Source organism: Bacteroides faecium, from assembly GCF_012113595.1.
Lineage (GTDB): Bacteria > Bacteroidota > Bacteroidia > Bacteroidales > Bacteroidaceae > Bacteroides > Bacteroides faecium.
In genome coordinates, this window is the sequence record NZ_CP050831.1 from 143152 (window position 1) to 164854 (window position 21703).

The 21703-nt window shown below is 40.7% G+C and carries 14 protein-coding genes and 1 tRNA gene; 6 read left to right on the forward strand and 9 right to left on the reverse strand.

Annotation, left to right across the window (positions count from 1 at the left end; genetic code table 11):
• Positions 1-166: 166 nt before the first annotated feature.
• The 4 genes from BacF7301_RS00570 to BacF7301_RS00585 all read right to left on the reverse strand — a co-directional run bounded on the left by BacF7301_RS00570 (position 167) and on the right by BacF7301_RS00585 (position 8511).
• On the reverse strand, positions 167-2155 hold the full coding sequence (locus tag BacF7301_RS00570) for a DUF4954 family protein (RefSeq protein ID WP_167959496.1): 1989 nt from the start codon (positions 2153-2155) through the stop codon (positions 167-169).
• A 59-nt stretch (positions 2156-2214) separates the two neighbouring features.
• Positions 2215-3474 (reverse strand): GTPase HflX, encoded by a 1260-nt coding sequence (hflX, locus tag BacF7301_RS00575; RefSeq protein WP_167959497.1) that lies wholly within the window; start codon positions 3472-3474, stop codon positions 2215-2217.
• Positions 3475-3627: 153 nt separating this feature from the next.
• Positions 3628-5295 carry a RagB/SusD family nutrient uptake outer membrane protein gene (locus BacF7301_RS00580; RefSeq protein WP_167959498.1) on the reverse strand — a complete coding sequence of 556 codons (1668 nt, stop codon included), beginning with the start codon at positions 5293-5295 and terminating at the stop codon, positions 3628-3630.
• Positions 5296-5322: 27 nt separating this feature from the next.
• A complete protein-coding gene (locus tag BacF7301_RS00585; RefSeq protein ID WP_167959499.1) occupies positions 5323-8511 on the reverse strand; it encodes a SusC/RagA family TonB-linked outer membrane protein in 3189 nt (1062 codons plus the stop codon).
• Positions 8512-8960: 449 nt separating this feature from the next.
• Here BacF7301_RS00585 and BacF7301_RS00590 point away from each other — a divergent pair, with 449 nt between their 5' ends.
• The 3 genes from BacF7301_RS00590 to BacF7301_RS00600 all read left to right on the forward strand — a co-directional run bounded on the left by BacF7301_RS00590 (position 8961) and on the right by BacF7301_RS00600 (position 15370).
• The gene (locus tag BacF7301_RS00590) at positions 8961-10151 is read left to right on the forward strand and encodes a site-specific integrase (RefSeq protein ID WP_167959500.1); all 1191 of its coding nucleotides are present in this window, start codon (positions 8961-8963) and stop codon (positions 10149-10151) included.
• 692 nt (positions 10152-10843) lie between these two features.
• Positions 10844-13888, forward strand: coding sequence for a SusC/RagA family TonB-linked outer membrane protein (locus BacF7301_RS00595; RefSeq protein WP_256380268.1), 3045 nt, complete (start codon positions 10844-10846; stop codon positions 13886-13888).
• An 18-nt stretch (positions 13889-13906) separates the two neighbouring features.
• Positions 13907-15370 carry a SusD/RagB family nutrient-binding outer membrane lipoprotein gene (locus tag BacF7301_RS00600; RefSeq protein WP_167959502.1) on the forward strand — a complete coding sequence of 488 codons (1464 nt, stop codon included), beginning with the start codon at positions 13907-13909 and terminating at the stop codon, positions 15368-15370.
• A 124-nt stretch (positions 15371-15494) separates the two neighbouring features.
• Here BacF7301_RS00600 and BacF7301_RS00605 read toward each other — a convergent pair whose 3' ends face one another.
• The 5 genes from BacF7301_RS00605 to BacF7301_RS00625 form a co-directional block, all read right to left on the reverse strand.
• A complete protein-coding gene (locus BacF7301_RS00605) occupies positions 15495-16148 on the reverse strand; it encodes a MarC family protein (protein WP_167959503.1) in 654 nt (217 codons plus the stop codon).
• 62 nt (positions 16149-16210) lie between these two features.
• Positions 16211-16903 carry a YjjG family noncanonical pyrimidine nucleotidase gene (locus BacF7301_RS00610; RefSeq protein ID WP_167959504.1) on the reverse strand — a complete coding sequence of 231 codons (693 nt, stop codon included), beginning with the start codon at positions 16901-16903 and terminating at the stop codon, positions 16211-16213.
• 98 nt (positions 16904-17001) lie between these two features.
• Positions 17002-17859 carry a Cbp1 family collagen-binding glycoprotein adhesin gene (locus tag BacF7301_RS00615; protein ID WP_167959505.1) on the reverse strand — a complete coding sequence of 286 codons (858 nt, stop codon included), beginning with the start codon at positions 17857-17859 and terminating at the stop codon, positions 17002-17004.
• A 34-nt stretch (positions 17860-17893) separates the two neighbouring features.
• Entirely contained in the window at positions 17894-18568 is a 675-nt protein-coding gene (gene rsmI, locus BacF7301_RS00620; RefSeq protein WP_167959506.1) for a 16S rRNA (cytidine(1402)-2'-O)-methyltransferase, read from the reverse strand.
• 11 nt (positions 18569-18579) lie between these two features.
• The gene (locus BacF7301_RS00625; protein WP_167959507.1) at positions 18580-19326 is read right to left on the reverse strand and encodes a DUF8457 domain-containing protein; all 747 of its coding nucleotides are present in this window, start codon (positions 19324-19326) and stop codon (positions 18580-18582) included.
• Between the two features lie 140 nt (positions 19327-19466).
• Here BacF7301_RS00625 and BacF7301_RS00630 point away from each other — a divergent pair, with 140 nt between their 5' ends.
• From BacF7301_RS00630 to BacF7301_RS00640, 3 genes are all read left to right on the forward strand, one after another.
• Positions 19467-20066 (forward strand): thymidine kinase, encoded by a 600-nt coding sequence (locus BacF7301_RS00630; protein WP_167959508.1) that lies wholly within the window; start codon positions 19467-19469, stop codon positions 20064-20066.
• 18 nt (positions 20067-20084) lie between these two features.
• Positions 20085-21218 carry an AI-2E family transporter gene (locus BacF7301_RS00635; protein ID WP_167959509.1) on the forward strand — a complete coding sequence of 378 codons (1134 nt, stop codon included), beginning with the start codon at positions 20085-20087 and terminating at the stop codon, positions 21216-21218.
• A gap of 94 nt (positions 21219-21312) precedes the next feature.
• Positions 21313-21385, forward strand: a tRNA-Lys gene (locus tag BacF7301_RS00640).
• Positions 21386-21703: the final 318 nt, after the last annotated feature.

Here is a 21703-nt window from a genome sequence, read left to right on the forward strand (position 1 = left end):
ACGTAATGTTAGTTAGTGTGGCAAAGGTAATGATAAATTGAGAATTGAGAATTAAAAATTGAGAAATAAAGCATTGTAACGCATAAAAAAACAAGCAGGCTAATAAATGAAATTCCTATTTATTGCCTACTTGTTTTTTATGCGTTATAGTTATTGTCGTTTGCCGTTATTCAATCTTTTCGATACGTTTAATCAGTTCATTTCCAAGAGCTGTTTTTTCTTCAATATGTTTCAACACTGCCGTCACGAATGTATTACTTTCGAAATCTCCGCGCACTTGTTCGAAGTCCTGCTTCATCTCGTCGTGAGAGCCGTCGGCACCAAATCCGGTCATGGAGGACAGTGAGAATTCCTTCTTTGCGTCCTCATATACCATCTTATCCAGTCCGACTACGGCTTCTTGCCAGGATTTCACGATACAAATCACATCCTGTGCCGTAATTGTCTCCGGATTCAAGCCATAGAATTCCTGAATCTTATTGTAAGCCCATGTCCATTCGTAGGTGTAATAATTCTCGTGCATCTCCGCAAAGCAGGCATTGATTGACTTCAAACGATTGATAGCACCATTCTCAATGCCATCCAGCAAACGGTCTATTTCGCTCTTTGGAGCAATTAACCCTGACACGTCCACCCATTCACCGATTCCTATCTCCGTATCCGGTTTCAGACGTTGACGGATTTCTTCATTACTTTGGAAGTTAATGCCTTCCAATCGCTTAATGATTGAATTACCCAGAAATTTATGAATAGCTATTTCATAAAAACGGATACCGTTATTCAAGGAAGAGTTCCTAATTTTAGCGCTCTGATAAGAATAGATTTCGGATGTTTCACCGGATACCCGTCTCAGTTCTTTCAGGATAGAACGTCCTTTGAACATCTTCTGAATGGTATAGGGACTCAAAAGGTTGTAATTGATGTAATCCAGCCGGTTCGGGTCTTGCCGTTTATCACGCTTCGGCCATTTCTGGGCATCACGGATAGTACCGACACTTCTCAGATTAACGCCCGGAACCAGATAAGTCGTATTCCGTTGCTCTATCAGATAGGAGAAAGGAAGATTGGATGTATCGGCATGATTGACATGGCGTCCCATTACAAGGGAAAAAGCCCCGACACGTGCCGGCCACAGGATGTATGAATCGGAAGTCGTTTTCGCTCCCCTTTCCATCGTTCCCTGATGAATGGGACCTAGCTTATACATATGGTTACTCTGATTGGAACCCGAACCTGCATTCATAAACGAGAACATTCCGGCAATCAGCAACGTAGATTTGTGGTGCGTCACGGTGAAAGGACCTGCAAAGATGGCGCATGCTTCTCCGTTCTCTCCCTGGCAATTACTAAAGAACAAGGAATCGGAAGCGGAATAGTTATGTCCCAATTTACAGGACTGCCCCACAAAGCAACGGCTCAACATGGTGCCATCATCTACCCGTGAACCGGATGAGATTATAAAATCGTCGCAAATCACACCATGTCCTATATACACAGGGGCTGTCACGTTACTATTAACACTGCCATTGGACAGTCGGTTGGTTCCGCAGATATGGCAATAATCGCCAATCCGGACATTCCTGATGGAGCCTGTATTGAGAATCATCACATGATTACCAATACTGCCAACGGCAGATGCATGTTTGTTGGAATAATAATCCGCAATCGACTTCATGCGGCTGATCAGTTCGGGACGATGGCGGTACAGCGCAAGTATATACGCCTGATGTGCAGACAGTTTGTCATTTATCAAGACCTCACGTCCCCCGGTTTCGTTGAGAACCGCCACTTCTATCCCGTTGCCGAAAGTAGTCAGCCCATCCACCAGGATGATGTCTACATTTTCGATAAAGGTATCACTGCCAATCTCATAATTTGCGATGTAATTCTGGATATTCTCAATGCAGCAGTTATCCCCTACTGTCACATTGTGCAGCGTCACATGGCGCAATCCCGAATGTTTCTTAATGCCTCCCCGCAGTGTGAATTCTGCTTCAAATACCCCTAGCTTCACTTCTCCCGAAAAACGGGTGTGATGGACATACTCACAATTAAATCCATCGGCTACCAAAACATTTCCCCAATCATCGGCCAGACACGACTGGCTCTTCAACTGAAGCACTTCATCTTCAGTCAATCTACGATAGTCTTTCATATAAATAAATATAGTAATGTGCTGCCTTCCCCCAATTAGCAAAGCAGCACATTGATTAATTATTCTTCCTCTTCTTCGTAGGTCTGATAAAGAAAATCGTTATAGGGATATTTCTGAACGTGCAATTCTTTCACCCGTCGGTAAACTACATCTTTCAGTTCGTCCATATTGATTCGTTCGCGGGCGGAAATAAAAAGGCAGTTGTCTTCCATCTTTGCCATCCACGTCTTCATCAGTTCTTCGAGTGTTAAGTTTTCCTTTGTTCGGGGGGTAAGGTCGTCCGACGCTTTTTCCACGTAGGTGTAGGCGTCTATTTTATTAAATACAAGTATCATAGGTTTGCCGGCACCGTCAATTTCGGCCAGCGTCTTGTTCACCACCTCAATCTGTTCTTCAAATCCGGGGTGTGAGATATCTACCACGTGCACCAACAAGTCCGCTTCGCGAACTTCATCCAGGGTAGATTTAAAAGATTCAACCAGGTCGGTAGGCAACTTACGGATAAATCCTACCGTATCTGATAACAGAAACGGAAGATTATCAATTATCACCTTACGTACAGTGGTATCCAACGTAGCGAACAGCTTGTTTTCCGCAAACACTTCACTCTTTGCCAATAGATTCATTATGGTCGATTTACCCACATTGGTATAACCAACCAGTGCGACACGTATCATACGTCCGCGGTTCTTACGCTGGGTAGCTTTCTGCTTGTCTATTTCCGCCAGACGTTCTTTCAGCAATGACATACGGTTCAGGATGATACGACGGTCCATTTCGAGCTGCGTTTCACCCGGGCCACGAAGTCCCACGGAACCTTTACCACCACCGGCACCGGAACCACCACCCTGGCGTTCCAAGTGAGTCCAGAGTCTTTGCAGACGTGGCAACATATATTTATACTGTGCCAGTTCCACCTGCGTCTTCGCGTTGGCAGTCTGGGCACGCATGGCAAATATATCGAGAATCAGCGAAGTACGGTCCAGTATCTTCACTTTCAGTTCGGCTTCTATATTACGAAGTTGTTTCGCGGAAAGCTCATCATCAAAGATGACCATTCCCACTTCACGTTCTTCTTCCTCTTCGTTACGGATATATTGTCTGATCTCCTCCAGTTTTCCTTTTCCTACATAGGTCACCGAATGGGCTGTCGGCAACTTCTGTGTAAATCGTTTCACTACTTCCGCCCCAGCCGTCTCGGCAAGGAACGCCAGTTCGTCCAGATACTCGTTCGTCTTACGCTCATCCTGCGTCTGCGTGATGAGTCCGACAAGTACTGCTGTCTCTACTTTGGCTTCGGATATTACAAATTCTTTCATTCTTTACTCTTATATAATAATGTGGGCACAAATATAACAAAAAAAAGAGGACAATGTTATAAAAAGGCATCGAAAAAAGTCTGCCCCAGTCAAACCGGGACAGACTTTCACGTATAAATTGTCTATTATATTTTATCTGAAAAGATTAGTATTTCAATCGGTCACACCGTCAGTAAGTCCGGCACCATCTCCTTGTACCGGCATTTTTCCTTCCTTATTGTTATCACTTTCAGAGATTCCATTGTTTGAGTTAATCTCTTTCTGCGGAATACGCAATAACAACCATCCATCGTCTGCTTTAAGATTAAATTTGAAAGCATCCGGGAAGTTACTTTTTTCTACTTCGCTGCTTTTGAAACGAACGATGTTCTTTTTCAGACGCATAACATCCGGAAACGCAAAACCTTCACCCCATAACTCAATACGGCGTTGTAACCATACAGCATCCTGCACTTCTTCTTTGGAACTTGCTGTACAAGTATATTCTTCATCACGGTAAGCCTTTATGAAGTCTTCCAGTATTTTCTTACCACCGCCCGGGTTACCGGCCATCGCTGTTGCCTCCGCCTGAATCAGAATCATTTCTTCCGCACGCATCAAGCACCAGTCGCCACAATTAATCGTAGTTCCGATATTGCCTTGGTAAACTCCAAACTTGACATTGGTATATGGAGTAAACTTCTGTTTTACATCCGGAATCTCCAGTTCCGGAATAGATTGGCCGTCATACCCAGCCCATGATAATCCATCCAGATTCTTTGATTTCAAGTTCTCGTCTACCCACCATCCTTTACGTACGTCTTTGTCTCCTATCTTGGCATAAAGCATGGAACTAATCATTTTATAACAGCCAACTCCTGCAGTATAAGCATCTCCGGAGAACGACGAAATAGTCGAAATCCATGAAGGATAGGCAGCAGGCATATTAGATGGATTTAATAATATAGCCCACATCCAGTTAGCGCTTGCTTGTGCATCAACAAAAGCCGGTTTAGAAATCTCTCCTTTGCTAGCCGGTGAATAACCACTAAGAGCCTTAGTAGCATCATCTGCTGCCGCTGCCCAATTCTGCATAACCAAATTAACACGTGCACGAAGTCCATAAGCAACGTTCTGGTTAATGAAGTTCTTAGAAGCTGCCGGTCTGTTATACCCCTCAAGTAATGTTACGGCTTGGTTCAAGTCACTCATTATAAGTTCATAAACAGCCTTCACTGTTGCACGGGGATTATCAGAAGGATTTCCGGCTTCTTTATCTGTCACGATAGGTACAGCCGGCTTATCCTCGTTCCCTACATAAGTAAACTGATAGTTTTGCACGAGAGAGAAATAGTCGAAAGCGCGTGTAGCCAATGCCATTCCACGATAATATTTCAATTCGGCAATCTCCGTATCTTCCGGAATAGAAGACAGAATATCATTCGCTTGCTTAATCTGCGTGTAGAACATACTCCAACGCATATATGGGTTGGCATAGTTGTATGTACGGTCAGAATATTCGCTGGCTACAGAAAACCAGTTGAAGTCATTATTCGGAGCAACCATATCCGCCGAGTTCAAATCCTGACAAAGTGCTGCCATAGGATATCCGAAATCATCGTCACGCGGGTCTGTCATTCCATATACGCATCCTTGCTTACCAATAGAAGCAAACATTCCTAAAACATCACTTGCCACACGGCTGGGCAATGCTTCTGCTATCTCTTCTTTCTGTTCAGAAGTTATAATATCCCCCTCGGGCTTAGTATCCAGATCAGTGCAAGCTCCAATTACAAGGCTTACCAATCCTATTGCTAATATATTGTACTTTTCTAATTTCATAATTTTCAGTTTTATTCTACAAATAATTTAGAATGTAATAGTAACTCCACCGGAAATCGTTCTAAGTGAGGTATACATACCGGCACCTGTCTCCTGGAAATATTCGGTTCCTAAACTTTGACGTGGGTCAACACCTTTACGCGCAGTCAATAACCCCAAATTATCACCTACAACGTAGAATCTTAATTTGTTGATATTAAACTTCTGACTCAGTCTCTTAGGGATAGTATATCCGACTGTGATATTATTCAAGGATAAATAATTAGAGTTAACCAAGAATCTGGAAGAAAGCAACTGGTTGGATTTATCCGCTGTACTGATACGAGGAACGTCCGTATTTGTGTTTTCCGGCGTCCATGCTTTCAAGATATCCTTGTGCCAGTTTTTACCAGGGCCATCTCCCGAGTGCATTAATTCCTGATAAGAGAAATCATAGAATTTGCCACCTAACTGATAAGAAAGTGCCATAGATATATCAAATCCGTAAAGACTTACTGTAGTACTTATACCACCGTATATTTTAGGAAGTGACGAGCCCAGATCCGCTTGTTTGGCAGCAGACCAGTCATCAGTTGTAGTTCTGTCCCCTTTATCTGGGTCAACATAATATAAAGCCTTACCTGTTTCTTTATCAACTCCCGCATATTCACGCAGATAAGAGTTAAACAATGAACCGCCAACTTTCCAGATGGTAACAGTTCTGGTGATACCATTTTCTGCTACACTAGAATCCAAAGTGAGGATTTTGTTCTTATAGTGAGTTCCATTCAAACTAAGTGACCAATATACCTTATCAGTATTTAGCAATACTCCGGTTAAATCAAATTCAACACCGGAGTTACGCATTGAACCTACATTCTTAGGCATATAAGAATATCCCTGCGTCAAAGATACCGGCTGGTTGTACAGCAAATCTGTTGTTTTACGATTGAAATAATCGATGCTACCGGTTAACCGATTGTGGAACAATCCGAATTCGACGCCAAGATCGACACTATGAGATGTTTCCCAAGTGATATCCTTGTTTCCTTTATAAGTAAATGTAGGAGCAAAATCTCCATTACTGCTTCCAAGAGTGTATTGATCCAAATAAGGATAGTAGTTGGTTGTGCCATCGCTATAATTCAGATTATCATTACCCTGCACACCATAACTAGCCTTCAACTTTAGCATATTTACCCAGTCAACATTAAAGAACTCTTCTTTATTGATTAACCATGCCGCACCTACACTACCGAAATTTCCCCAACGATTATCCGGATGGAAACGTGATGAAGCATCTCTACGATAAGAAGCAGAGAAGAAGTATTTTTCATCATAATCGTATTGTGCACGGAACAACCATCCCTTGGTAGAGTAACGATCGGTGTAAGATGTCGCTTTGGGAGTTTCGAAAATAGCATTACTAATTTCACCTACCCATGGGTTATACAGTTTTTTACTTTGTACGTCCAGGTCTTGCAACTTCAAGTTGTATGATTCGTAACCTGCCAAAATATCTATACCATGTTTCTGGGCAAAACTATTCTTATAAGTAAACAGGAATTGTTGATTCAATCCTATTTTTCTATAATGCTCAACTTCTACTTGTCCACCTGCTGACACAGAACCACCATAGAATGGATTATATAAAATTGAAGAACGCTGGTCACTTGTGTTCACACCCACATTAGCGTTAAACTGCAATCCTTTATACAAATCCACTATTGCATAGAATTTCGCATTAATTACATTAGTCAAAGATTCGTATCTATCCAGTTTCAGCGATACTCCCGGATTCGACATTGCCATGAAAGCACGTACTTGCCCGGTAGAGTTACCAGAGTCATAAACAGTCATTCCATTATTATCAACTTTGACATTTCCGTCAGCATTTCGCACATACATCGGATAGATAGGAGCGATCATGGAAGTAATATAAAACAAGTTTCCGGTTGATCCCCAGTCAGTCTGATTCGTCGGTGCTTTGCTATTATAATAGGTATATCCCATATTCGCACCCACTTTCAACCATGGTTTAGCTTGATAATCAGCTTTTAGACGACCGGTATAGCGTGTAAAACCTGATCCCTCGACAATACCGGAGTCGTCCAGATAGCCTAATGACATATAGAAGTTCAATTTATCACTCGAACCGGAGATTGAAGCATTGTACTCTTGTCTTAAGTTGCCCTTATCGAACATTTCATCATACCAGTTGTCCGGAGTGTAGTAATAATTACCATCACTATATCCTAACTTTGCATTTTTATTAACTTTACCGTCTGTTCCAATGAAGTCTTCTCCAACTGGTACATTATACACCTGATAGCCTAAGCCACCATTCTTTACATCCAACATGTTTTTCAAAGCATAGGCACGTGCTTCACTAGCCGACTTTCCATTATAAGCCTGACTATTATACATTGCTTTGTAGAATGTCTCATAATACATGGCAGGATCTTTCATTACATTATAATTAGGTACAGCACGTGAGTTGCTACCCCATTTAGCGTCGACTGTAACTACCGCATTACCACCGGACACGCCTTTCTTTGTTGTTATCAGAACAACTCCATTAGCTCCACGCGCCCCATAAATAGCACTGGCAGATGCATCTTTCAATACGCTAATAGACTCAATATCCTGTGAGTTGATAGCGGAAATACTGCCATCATAGGGTACACCATCTACAACATACAAAGGGTCATTGCTAGAACTCATTGAGCCAATACCACGAATCTTGATTTTAGCATCCTCTCCCGGTTGTCCGTTAGCACTGGTTCCTTGCACACCTGCAACAGAACCTACTAATGCATTTGTTACATTAGAAACCTGACGCATAGCAATCTTTTCAGCTTTCATTGTTGATGCAGAACCAGTAAATGCAGCTTTCTTTGCCGTACCATAGGCTACCACTATAACTTCGTCAATCTGCTTTGCATCGGACTTCAAAACGACTTTCAAACGAGGTTTAATAGTAACTTCCTGTGTTTCCATTCCAATATACGAAATCTGCAAAGTCTTTGCAGAACTTGGTACATTCGACAAATTAAAGTTACCATCTACATCTGTGATTGTACCTTGGGTGGTACCTTTTACTAACACAGAAGCGCCAACAACCGGCTGCCCATCTTCTTCAGAAATCACAACGCCTGTGACCTTCTGAGTTTGGGCAGTTACCAGACTTATGCCCACAAAAAGGCATGCCAATAACAGCATTAATTTTCTTTTCATAAATTCTCTCTTAAAGTTTAACTTTACATTAATTGTTTCTTTACTCTAACATTTTGCAAATATATTAATAAATATGAAACTAACAATTACTTTAATGAAAAAAGGTTGCAAATATAACATATTGTTATTTTAATGGTTGTTTTTATGCTAAAAGACATCTTTTTAAAGTTCAAAGTTGATTGTTTCAAAAGCTGACAGTGATATTTTGTTTGAGCAAAATGTACCTTTTAAGAATTCTTTCACTCGTTTATCGTCACAAAACACCTTTTGTATGGCTACTTTTTGCTTTTTGCACAAGAATAGCTATAAAAAAGTGGCATTTAATTTAAAGTTTTGTGAATACTCAATTATTAAAAGATTATTTTTTTAGAGATATTAATGCATATTCATCTCTGATATAGCACAGAACTACGTTTAATTTGTTCTATTATTAATTAAAAAGGAAAAGTATGGAAAAGATTAGTTACAATCTTGTGTTTAACAGAAAAAAGAAATTGAATAAGAAGGGAATGGCATTAGTACAGGTAGAAGCTTATCTCAACAGGAGGAAAATGTATTTCTCTACTAAAATATACCTCAAAGTTGACCAATGGGACGCTAAACGGAGAATGGTAAAAGGCCACCCTAATGCTGATGTTCTCAACCGCATGTTATATGAGTATATAGCTGCGATTGAGCAAACTGAACTTGGACTGTGGCAACAAGGAAAATCGATATCTCTGGATTTATTGAAAGAGTCTATTGATAAACCTGTAAGTAGTGGAAGATCATTTTTGAGTTTCTATAAAGAAGAAGTTGCCAACTCTTCATTGAAAGAAAGTACTAAGCAGAATCATCTTTCTACGCTTGAACTACTTCGGGAGTTCAAAAAAGATATATCGTTTACGGACTTGACATTTGAATTTGTTTCTTCATTTGACAATTACCTGCAATCCAGAGGGTATCACCTTAACACTATAGCCAAGCATATGAAACACCTAAAACGGTATGTCAACGTTGCTATTAACAAGGAACATATGGATGTACAGAAATATGCCTTCAGAAAATATAAGATTAAAAGTGTGGAAGGCAATCATACACATTTGTCACCGGAAGAATTGCATAAATTTGAAGATTTACAGTTAACAGGAAAATTTGTAAAATTACAAAAGACAAAAGATGCTTTTTTATTTTGTTGTTATGCAGGGCTGCGATATTCCGATTTTATAAATCTGACATCAGCGAATATTGTTGAATTCCATCAGGAAACCTGGCTTATATACAAATCTGTAAAAACAGGAATTGAAGTACGCCTGCCATTATACCTATTATTTGAAGGTAAAGGAATTGGTATATTACAGCGCTATAAAGAGGGACTGAATAATTTCTTCAAGTTAAAAGATAATTCCAATATTAACAAAGAGTTGAATATATTAGCAAACTTGGCAGGTATTGACAAACGGGTATCTTTTCATACCGCCCGTCATACAAATGCTACCTTATTATTATATAGTGGTGCAAATATTACCACTGTACAAAAATTATTAGGTCATAAAAGCGTGAAAACCACTCAGGTATATGCAAATATAATGGACATAACTGTTGTACGTGATCTTGAGAAGGCAGCGTTATTGAAGGGAAATGGTACGCATAAAATTTAGACTAGAATGTTTCATTTCTAAAATTCTTGTTTTATAGCCAAGAGCGATCAATTTACAGACTAGTTGTGTTAAAAGACTTATTCATTTCGGTACGGAAATGAATAATGAATTGATGATTCCTGCTTTCACAATTGAGCATGATTAGTAAAGCTATTTTGTAATTAGTTTCAACCCTATTTGAAACACTTTGTTTCTCGGTGTGAAACGAAGTGTTTCACTGCTTGAAACGAAGTGTTCCACACCGAGAAACGAATGGTTTCACTAGGAGGAACAATTTTTGAAACTAATCGCATACAGGTGAAGTTGTTGTTCTTTACCCGCAATCCCTTTATTCATCGAAGAAACAGGAAAAAGGTGGAGAGGAAGACAGAAAGATTGAGAATAAATATCCAGTGAGAAAATGCATTCAACTTCTGTAATGTTTCATTACAATCAATGGCGACAAAATGGTTACCTGGCATTAAATGGTAACAATTTGTATTTATCATTACACCTAAATATTAAGACCATACCTCTGATTACCAAATAAATACACTAATTAATTTGGTGGAAATATAGTAGAATAAATCACTGATTCAAGATTCTTTCTTAATATTAATATGTTGATTGTCAATACCATATATTTAATCTATATTTATGCTATGTAAATATAGCATAATCTGTTAATCACTCATAATAAAGAGGTTACGCTAATATTTAGTTCTGCAAAGACTTTGCAAATTTCATACATTGGTATGCAAACGCAAGAGGTCGCTATCAAACCACAATTAAAAGTAATTCTAAAATCCGATGCTGAAGTTTTGGATGAAGTAGTTGTTACTGCGTTGGGAATTTCTCGTGAGAAAAAAGCATTGGGATATGCAGTCCAGGAAGTGGGTGCAACAGAATTGACTAAAGGCGGTCAGCTAAATGTAGGTTCAGCATTGTCCGGCAAAATGGCAGGTGTACAAATTACACAGTCGGGAGGTGCAGTCGGTTCTTCACAACGCATCGTAGTTCGAGGAAACTCATCATTCGGAGAAAACCAGCCTTTAATTGTAGTAGACGGTGTTCCTATCATTAACGATCAGGCAACTTCTAATGCACGTGGCAATGACGTAGGAACTAATAACAATGGTGGTGTACTTGACCTGGGCTCCGGAATGAACGATATTAATCCGGATGATATTGAATCTATTTCAGTATTAAAAGGAGGTTCAGCCGCTGCTCTTTATGGTATGCGTGCCGGTAACGGGGTAATCCTGATTACCACAAAATCCGGAAGAAAAAATGACAAGGGGGTATCTGTCTCTTACAATATGGACTTTACCGTCGACCGGGTTTACAACCTGCCGAGACTCCAAAACAAATACGGGCAGGGAGCTAATGGTAGCGAATATATATACAACAGAGACGGTAAAGGCTCATACAGTTCATACTCCGACTATGTATTGAATGAAAGTTTCAATTATGTTGACGGAACCGGAAACGGTGTTAACGATAATGACGACGAATCGTGGGGGCCGCGCCTGGATATAGGATTAATGATTCCACAATTCAACAGCCCGATCGTTAATGGAGTACGCCAAGCAACTCCTTGGGTGTCCAATCCGAATAACATCAAGGACTTTTTTGAAACAGGAACATCCCAAAATCATAATCTTTCTGTTACCAGCGTGAAAGAAAATTCAACTGTACGTGCTTCGTTGGGCTATCGTAACCAAATCGGTACTATTCCTAACACTGACATGAGAAAGATTACCGGGCAAATGAATGCCACTTACAATGTAAACAAATACATTGACTTTGACATAGCAATGAATTACACAAACACAAACAGTGGAAATCTTATCGCAACGGGATACACTGCCAGCAACCCGCTTCAATCCATTCTCCAGTGGTTTGGCAGACAAGTAGACATGAAAGTGCTCAAAGAAAAATACAATGAACTGGACGAAAACGGAAACCGTTATAACTGGAACCAATCTTTTCATGTAAATCCGTATTATAATGTGTACAACAATCCAAATAAATACGACCGCAACCGCTTCTTCGGGAAAAGTTCAGTATTCGTTAAGCCGTTCAGTTTCTTAAAAATAGAAGGGCGATTGGGATATGACATGTACAGCAGTACACTTAATTCGCAGATCTTATATGATACAGAGCACACTAACGGCTGGTTCCGTGACATTCGCGAAACGCAAAAGGAACTGAATGCCGATGTAGTCGCCTACTATAACGATCAGTTCGGTAAACTTTCCGTCAACGGACTGGTGGGAGCTAATTACCGTGACCTTAACTTCAGCCAAAGTTCGCAAGGTGCCGGTTCGGAAGGGCTTACCGTACCGGGATTATACACAATGAGCAATGTCAAAGGCTCTCCATATACAAATATGGACCACTCCCACATTCGCTCCAATTCTGTATATGGAAATTTATCGTTAGGTTGGGACAGCCAAATATATGCCGACGTGAGCATGCGCAATGACTGGAGTTCAACGATTAAAGAAGACTTCTTCTATCCGGCTTTCAGTTTGAGCTGGATTCCTACAGAAACATTCAAATCTTTACAATCGGACGTTATGAACTATTTAAAGTTCCGTGGAAGTTGGGCAAAAATAGGTAATGCTACCGATGCATATATGATTGGAAAATATTATTATACAGACGATTATACCATTAACGGAACATCACAGTTCTACAAACCGACTACGGCACCTTATGAAGAGTTACGACCAGAGAAGATTTTGACTTACGAACTGGGAGTTGAAGCCTCTTTCCTCAAAAACCGCCTGCGTGTAGACTTGACTTACTACAATAAAGAAACTTCCGATCAGATTATGACTATAGAAGTTCCGCGCTCCACCGGTTACTCATGGTCACTAATCAATGCGGGAAAAGTTCAGAACAAGGGTATAGAATTACAGATTACTGCTGATATTATCAAAAATCTGGGTGGGTTCAGTTGGACTGCAAGATTCAACTGGGCTAAGGACAAGAGTAAAATCCAGGAATTATCGGAAGGGTTGGACACTTATACTATCAACAACAACTGGGGAGTATATAATTATGCCAAAGTGGGAGAATCTTGGGGAACACTTTATGGAGCATCATTCAAATATGACGATAACGGGAATGTCATTATCGGCGACAACGGTCTTCCCGTATTGGCAGCTAACCAAAAGATTGGCAATGTAACGCCGAAATGGATTGGAGGTTTCCAAAACGAATTTACTTACAAGAACCTGAGCTTGGGATTCTTGCTGGATTTCCGCAAAGGAGGAGACTTTTTCTCTGTAACTCAAATGTTCGGTGCCCAAACCGGTATTCTGGATTTCACGGCAGCAGGCAATATCCGTGAAACAGGAGTGATTGTAGGAAAAGATGTTTTGAAGGATAAAAAATGTGTATTAGCAGACGGCTCAGAAAATAATATAACTGTCAGTGCTCAAGACTATTATCAAAGTTATTATTCAAATAAGCAAATGGCGGTTTGCGACGGCTCTTTCCTGAAACTTCGCGAAATACACCTAACCTATACTTTCCCGAAATCACTATTGAGTAAAACCAAATTCATTCAATCGGCAAACGTGTCATTCATTGCCAACAACGTTGCCATACTGAAACTATCCAAACATAATGAGGCTAAAATTGATCCGGAATCAAGCATTGCATCAGATAATAACGGAGTAGGCTTTGAATCAAATTCTGTTCCTCCGACACGTAGCCTCGGCATCAAACTAGGTGTAACATTTTAATTAAACCCGTATAGAAATATGAAAAAATATATCAACCAATTATATGTACTTCTGCTGGTCAGTTCGTTAATGACAGCCGGATGTACTGACTCTTTTGACGAAGTAAATACCGATCCCGACCGCCCCACCACAGTGGACGCGACAAATATACTGGCTCACTGTTTACGTGATGCATCAGATAATCTTTTTGATGAATGGTTTGATTTGAACGAGTGCAGCGGATTTGCCGGTCAAATATCAAAGCTCTCTTACACGGAAGAAGGGTATTATAATTTTCGTCCGAATGTAAACAACAACTCATGGGCAATTTGCTATCTTATTATCAGCAACTTGAATGACATCATTGCCATGTCACAGGAAGATAAGTCCAAGAACATGGAAGCGGTAGCTACTATTTTCCAATGTCAGATCTTCCAGATCACAACGGACCGTTGGAGAGATATTCCATATACAGAAGCTTGCCAGTTGGAAACAATCAAGAAACCTAAATATGACAAGCAGGAAGATATATACCCGGATTTACTTGCCAAGTTGAAGGTTGCAGCCGACGCTTTAGACGAAAACGGAGATGACATAGGCAGCGGAGACGTACTCTACGGAGGTAGTATAAATAAATGGAAGCGTTATTGCAATTCTCTCCGTCTCCGCATGGCTATGCGTATTTCCGGAGTATCCAAAGACTTGGCAAGAAGTACGGTAGAAGAAATTCTGGGTAATCCGGCCAAATATCCTCTAATCGAGGAGAATTCACAAAATGCTTTCTTCACATGGGGCAACGAATACCCGGAGCCTTGGGCAGACTATTATCGCGAACGTGCCAATGAATATGGAACCAGCGAATTAATGGTGAATAAACTGAAAAGTTATAATGACCCTCGTCTTTCTGTCTACGCACTTCCTACTGCCAACAGCGAAAAGGAGGGAAATCCTGAATATATTGGCTATCCCAATGGGAAAAAGGTTTATGCAACCGTAGCTAATTATTCAAAAGTAGGCAAACGTTTTATGCAAGATTTAGCCGGCTTTACTCCTTGGTTCCGTGCCTGCGAAACTTATTTCGAGATTGCTGAAGCCAACAAACTGGGATTTGCCACTGGAATAAGTGCGGAAGATGCTTACAACAAGGCTGTCAGATTATCTTTGGAAGAAAATGGCATAGCAGAAGACGACATCACATCGTATCTGGCCAATGAAGCTAAATACAATGGCACAGACAAACAGCTCTTTGAACAATTATGGATTTCTTTATTCAAGCAAGGCATGGAAGCATGGTCTTGTCACCGCCGGACCGGATTTCCGACTGATAACGCCGTAGCTCCCGACTGTTACTACCCCGGACATAAATGTCCCCCAATGCGATACGGTTATCCGGATACAGAAGCCAACCTGAATACAGAGAATTATAAGATAGCTAATGCATCTGTTGTGGATTACTTTTGGGGAAGCACCATGTGGTGGGATACACGCGATGCTGACAAATAGAAATATCTAATTAAATTATATAAAAAGCGTCTTTCTGAGAAGTATTTATCAAATTCTTGGAGAGACGCCTTTTCATGTATGGTCGTATACAAGAAAGTACCTGCGAATATAGAGTTCTCCTATTCTATTTAAAACAAGTCCCCTCTCTCACAATATCCACCAATATCGGCTTCGCCCCGCTCACGAAACATTCCACAGCAATCACCATCAGAATCAATCCCATCAGACGCATCATCACATTATTCCCCGTTTCACCCAAGACATTCACTAATTTCGTGGAAGCACGAAGAATGAAAAAAGTCAATAGATAAATCAATGCAATAGTACCTATCAGTATCCCCTTCATTTCATAAGAATGGGCATCCTGCATCAATACGATGGCGTTGGCAATCGCACCGGGTCCACACAACATAGGTATACCGAGAGGAGTAATAGAGATATCGTCCGCATACGTCTTGATTTCCTCATCTTTCAGTTTCATCGGCGTATAACGGGCTTGAAGCATATCGAAGCCTATCTTGAAGATAATCACTCCCCCGGCAATACGGAATCCGTTAGTAGAAATACCGAAGAATTTAAAAAGAAACTGACCGGCAAAGACGAAAACCATTATCGTGATAAACGACACAATAGTGGCACGACGAACAATTGACTGACGCTCTTTCTCCGTCATTCCATGAGTCATTGTCAGAAAGACGGGCATTGTCCCCAAAGGGTTGGTCAATGTAAAAAACGAAGTGAAACAAAGCAAAGCAAAAGGCAGAAGTGCACTATCCATGATTATATCGTATTTTTATGCATTTATTAAACGCAACAAAAATACGACTTAATCCAGAAAACTTATAATAAATTCATTAATTCTTTCAGAGAATGGATGTGATAAGTAGGAAGAAAAGGAAAAGTTGTCCGTTCTGTCACGTTGTAGAAGGCTTGATGCATCCCTACCCCATGCGCTCCGGTAATATCAGCTTCCCAACTGTCACCAATCATTAACGTTTCGCGCAACTCCGATTGAGTGGCAGACAAAGCAAAATTAAAGATTTCGGGTCGGGGCTTCAACACTCCCAAATCTTCCGAAAGAATCACCTTCTTGAAATAACCATCTACGCCCGCCGAACGCATCTTATGCGATTGCAATTCCCGAAAGCCATTGGAAAGGATATACAGATTATATTTAGGGGCAAGATACTCCAACACCTCTTTGGCATAAGGCATCAGACCGCTTTTAGTAGGAACAATGGCAAAGAAATCTTTCGAGAACCGTTCGGCTAAAACCTCATCCTCTACTCCTACCGCCTGCAAAGGATAAAAGAAACGTTGACGGTTCAATTCTTCTTTCGTCACCTTTCCTTCACCGTATTCAATCCAAAGTTCGGTGTTACGTTTTTGGTAAAGCGCATAATAATGGTCGAACGAATCAAAGTAACGGTCGAATGCATATTTCTGATATACTTCTTCAAAAGTGTCACGGGCATTACGGGAGAAAGCCCAAATAGTGTCGTCAAGATCAAAAAACAGATTTTTATATTTCATCAGTAGCTATGGGTGTGTATAAGAAACAAAAAAGCCAATGTGCTAATTTCTTGAATCCAGGAATCAGCACATTGGCAATTCAAAAAAGGAATCCTACCTTATTTTACCTGGATCACCAAGTATCTGGATACACTCCAGAATTCATTAGGATTAGTAATCTTCAATGTCAGTTGACCTTTGTCATCTTTTACCAACTCATAAGAACCGGCAGGATGAGTAGTCAGCAACTCAGCACGTTTAGAGTATAACTTGATTTCTTTCGTCGTACGGATGTCGATTTGAGTGAAATAATCCTTGTTGAAATCAGCACTCTTCAGGACATCTCCGCTTTGAAGTATCTTCTGAGCTTTCAATTCAGATTTTGTTCCGAATACGAACCAGGCAGCGTTCAGACTCTTTTCCTGTTCGGCAACGGTCTTAGCTTTTGCTTCGTTTTCTGCAGTCAGAGTTTCTTTAGCAGCAGACAAGTCGCTGACAGCAGCATCCAACTCCTGAATACGGATATTCTTGGAAGCCAGTTCTGTCTGAAGTTCCTCGATACGCTGTTGTTTAGCGTTCAATTCGGCAGTCAAAGCGGCAACAGCTTTTTTCATCTGTGCAGAATTGGTGTTGCTTTTCTTCAACTGAGCTTGTAATTTAGCAATCTGAGCCTTGTTTTCTTCCATCTGTTTAGAGATGAATTCGATGTCAGAAGCAATCTGCTGTTTGGCGCTGGCTGAATTTTCAGTAATCGTTCCGCGTTGTAAGTCCACGCGGCTTTCAGCAGCATTGATCTTACGGAAACCTTCCTGTACTTCATTGAAAGTTCCCATCATATCATCCAGTTCAGCATTGCGCTGGGTCAGTTCCATCAAAAGAGAATCATTTTCAGCCTTCAGGTCTTTGCTTCCACCTTTAAAGCCATCACACGAAGCCAACATGGCTGCGCATACAAATAAAACTGCTAACTTTTTCATACGTTTACGTTTTACGTTTTTAAATGAAGTTATTTTAATCGTCTATTCCTGCTAATACTATCACAATCTCGCCCCGCGGCTCGGTGGCGGTAAAGTGTTCTATCAGTTCTGCCAAGCTGCCGCGAACCGTCTCCTCATGAAGCTTGGATATTTCGCGCGACACGGTTGCCTGACGTTCAGCGCCGAAATATTCGGCAAACTGTGTCAACGTCTTCAACAGACGGTGGGGCGATTCATAAAACACCATGGTACGGCGTTCTTCTGCCAATGCCTTCAGTCGTGTCTGACGTCCTTTCTTTTGGGGTAAAAAACCCTCGAAGCAAAATTTTTCGTTCGGCAATCCCGATGCTACGAGTGCCGGAACAAAAGCCGTTGCTCCCGGCAAGCATTGCACTTCGATACCATTGCGCACACATTCACGAACCACCAGGAATCCGGGATCGGAAATCCCAGGCGTTCCGGCATCCGAAATCAGCGCAACCGTTTCACCTGCCTTTATTCTATTAACAACACTTTCCACCGTTTTATGTTCATTAAATTTGTGGTGGGATTGCATTGCGTTCTTTATTTCAAAGTGTTTCAGCAAGATACCGGAAGTACGCGTATCCTCTGCCAGAATCAAGTCGACCTCTTTCAGAACCTTGATAGCCCGAAAGGTCATGTCCTCAAGATTTCCTACCGGCGTAGGTACTACATACAACTTTCCCATATATTTCTTATTTATGCTGATTGATTAAAATACTTTTTCAATAACTCCAGAAAGTCAACTACCGCTTCCTTCTCTTCGTCTATTTCAACTTTGGAGGAAAGAAACGCGACAGCAGTCTTGTAGGAGCTCATTACTGATATCTGCTCAATCACACGATTCATCAAATCAGTATCCCCTTTAAATAATTCGCGTGAGAAACGGAAAGAATCATTCAAACTGATAGAATGACGCAAGCCGGCAGCCAGTTTAATACTTTCTCCCAACACTACGGATTTTGGTTCTTCCTTCTTTATAATAACTGGTTCTTCTTCGGTGACGGGTTCCTCTTTAATGACGGGGGCTTCTTTGACGACGGGTTCCTCTTTGACGTCAGGCTCTTCTGCAATGACGGGGTTTTCTGCAATGACGGATTTTTCTTCTAATATAGCAGATTCTTCCTCTATAATAAGAGAACTGTCCTCCTCGTCTTCCTCTACAATAACAGGTTCGGGAGATTGGATAATAACAGATGTATTCTCTTCCGGATCGGTAATGTCATTCGTTTCCACTACCGTTTCTTCTACGACAAGAGAAGATAAAGAACTCAACTCAACAGAATCTATTTCCTGCGACAATTCATCCAGACGTCCCTGCATACGCATAATACTCCGCTTCAACAGTTCAGATAAAGTCTGAGTCGGCTCTTTGGAAAAAGACTCCATGAGATACTTCAACTCATGAACATCCAATTCGATATCTGTTAATAGCTTCTGTTTCATGTTCATCTATTATTAATATGGTGCGAATGTAGGAATAATTTATGCAATAACTTAAAATAATGGATATTTTAACAGTTCTTGCACATTGAATTGTTTACCTTTGTGCAGTCATTTATTTAATCAAGAAAGCACGAAATCACATGGTATTATTTTCAGAAGACCACATACAGGAGACTAAAAGAAGAGGTAGAATCGAAGTTATCTGCGGCTCTATGTTCTCAGGAAAGACAGAAGAACTGATTCGCAGAATGAAACGGGCAAAATTTGCACGTCAGCGTGTGGAGATATTCAAACCGGCTATCGACACCCGTTATTCGGAAGAGGACGTCGTTTCACACGACAGCCATTCCATCGCTTCCACTCCTATTGATTCATCGGCAAGTATCCTGCTGTTTACTTCCGAAATAGATGTGGTAGGCATCGACGAAGCGCAATTTTTCGACAGCGGACTGATAGACGTATGCAATCAGCTTGCAAATAATGGAGTTCGCGTCATTATTGCAGGCTTGGATATGGACTTCAAAGGGAATCCTTTCGGACCGATGCCACAGCTTTGTGCCATAGCCGATGAAGTATCCAAGGTGCATGCCATCTGCGTAAAATGCGGAGAACTGGCATCATTCTCACATCGTACAGTCAAGAACGACAAGCAAGTCTTTTTGGGTGAAACTGCGGAATACGAGCCTCTTTGCAGGCAATGCTACCTCCGGGCGTTGGAAGAGGACGGGCAAAAGATATAAACTCAACAGAAAACAACTATGGAAAGGAAAAAGATAACATTCGACAGTTTTATACGTGGTGCCATCGGATGCGTGATGGTGGTAGGAGTCTTAATGCTTGTAGAACGACTGAGCGGAGTGCTATTACCTTTCTTTATTGCCTGGCTGATTGCTTATATGGTTTATCCGTTAGTCAAGTTCTTCCAGTACAGGCTAAAACTGAAAAGCCGTATCCTTTCCATTTTCTGCTCTCTATTTCTGATTAGTATTATCGGAGTAGCGCTGTTCTATCTGCTGGTTCCGCCTATGGTTTCCGAAATAGGCAGGATGAATGATTTATTAGTGAGCTATCTCACGAATGGCGGCGGCAGCAATGTCCCCAAAACACTTTCCGAATTTGTCCATGAGAATCTCGACTTGGTTGCATTAAACAGAATGTTGAGCGAAGAGAATATTCTTGCCGCAATCAAGGAAACTGTACCCAAGATGTGGACTTTACTTGCAGAATCCATTAATATCCTGTTCAGTATCCTTGCTTCCTTTATCATATTATTATATGTAATCTTTATATTACTGGATTATGAAGCCATAGCCGAAGGATGGTTGCACCTGCTTCCCAACAAATACCGCAAATTCGCTTCCAACCTGGTTTATGATGTACAGGACGGCATGAACAGATATTTCCGTGGGCAGGCATTGGTCGCATTCTGCGTAGGTATTCTTTTCAGTATAGGTTTCCTGATTATTGATTTCCCGATGGCTATTGCTTTGGGGCTTTTCATCGGAGCTCTCAACATGGTTCCTTACCTGCAAATCATCGGTTTTCTCCCCACCATTGTATTGGCTATCCTCAAAGCAGCCGATACCGGACAAAATTTCTGGATTATCATCGCATGTGCATTGGCTGTTTTCGCCATCGTACAAATTATACAGGATACTCTCCTCGTCCCCAAAATCATGGGAAAGATTACCGGACTGAATCCTGCCATCATCCTTTTATCTCTTTCTATTTGGGGTTCTTTAATGGGAATGTTGGGAATGATCATCGCGTTACCTCTAACCACTTTAATGCTTTCCTATTATCAACGCTTTATTATCAACAAAGAAAAGATAAAATATGATGAAGCCGAAATTACTGATAATCAAGAAACAAGCGGTATAGAGAAAAAATAATTGAAACTTTTTTCTACGAAACACTTGCAGATTAAATAAAAGTCACTACCTTTGCACCCGCAATCAGGAAATAACTGATTCGCAAATAAGGATTGATTCGCTAGCTCAGCAGGTAGAGCACAACACTTTTAATGTTGGGGTCCTGGGTTCGAGCCCCAGGCGGATCACTGAAAAAAAAGTAGTTGTCTAAATCAGATAGCTGCTTTTTTCGTTTAAAAGTTCTATCCATTACGCTCAAAGTTAAACTCAAACAAGTATGAGCGAAACGATTAAAAAGGCAAGTTACAGTTATTTTTTTTATTCCACTTCGCTCAAAATACCGTATATCGAATTAAATCTGAAGAATATTTATTGCTAACGTAGAAAATACTCAAAAAAAATACTTAACTTTGTAAAACATATAGGAGTACATAAAACACAATGCTAACAGGTTTGTTCTAACATATAAGGAATAAGCTTAGTACATATTGTTTTATTAAAAAACG

Bases quoted from the DNA above. Each gene is read 5' to 3' on its own strand.
- BacF7301_RS00580 (WP_167959498.1), bottom strand. From the start codon at position 5,295: ATGAAATTAGAAAAGTACAATATATTAGCAATAGGATTGGTAAGCCTT.
- BacF7301_RS00615 (WP_167959505.1), bottom strand. From the start codon at position 17,859: ATGAAAAAGTTAGCAGTTTTATTTGTATGCGCAGCCATGTTGGCTTCG.
- hflX (WP_167959497.1), bottom strand. From the start codon at position 3,474: ATGAAAGAATTTGTAATATCCGAAGCCAAAGTAGAGACAGCAGTACTT.
- BacF7301_RS00570 (WP_167959496.1), bottom strand. From the start codon at position 2,155: ATGAAAGACTATCGTAGATTGACTGAAGATGAAGTGCTTCAGTTGAAG.
- rsmI (WP_167959506.1), bottom strand. From the start codon at position 18,568: ATGGGAAAGTTGTATGTAGTACCTACGCCGGTAGGAAATCTTGAGGAC.
- BacF7301_RS00625 (WP_167959507.1), bottom strand. From the start codon at position 19,326: ATGAAACAGAAGCTATTAACAGATATCGAATTGGATGTTCATGAGTTG.
- BacF7301_RS00590 (WP_167959500.1), top strand. From the start codon at position 8,961: ATGGAAAAGATTAGTTACAATCTTGTGTTTAACAGAAAAAAGAAATTG.
- BacF7301_RS00610 (WP_167959504.1), bottom strand. From the start codon at position 16,903: ATGAAATATAAAAATCTGTTTTTTGATCTTGACGACACTATTTGGGCT.
- BacF7301_RS00605 (WP_167959503.1), bottom strand. From the start codon at position 16,148: ATGGATAGTGCACTTCTGCCTTTTGCTTTGCTTTGTTTCACTTCGTTT.
- BacF7301_RS00585 (WP_167959499.1), bottom strand. From the start codon at position 8,511: ATGAAAAGAAAATTAATGCTGTTATTGGCATGCCTTTTTGTGGGCATA.
- BacF7301_RS00630 (WP_167959508.1), top strand. From the start codon at position 19,467: ATGGTATTATTTTCAGAAGACCACATACAGGAGACTAAAAGAAGAGGT.
- BacF7301_RS00600 (WP_167959502.1), top strand. From the start codon at position 13,907: ATGAAAAAATATATCAACCAATTATATGTACTTCTGCTGGTCAGTTCG.
- BacF7301_RS00635 (WP_167959509.1), top strand. From the start codon at position 20,085: ATGGAAAGGAAAAAGATAACATTCGACAGTTTTATACGTGGTGCCATC.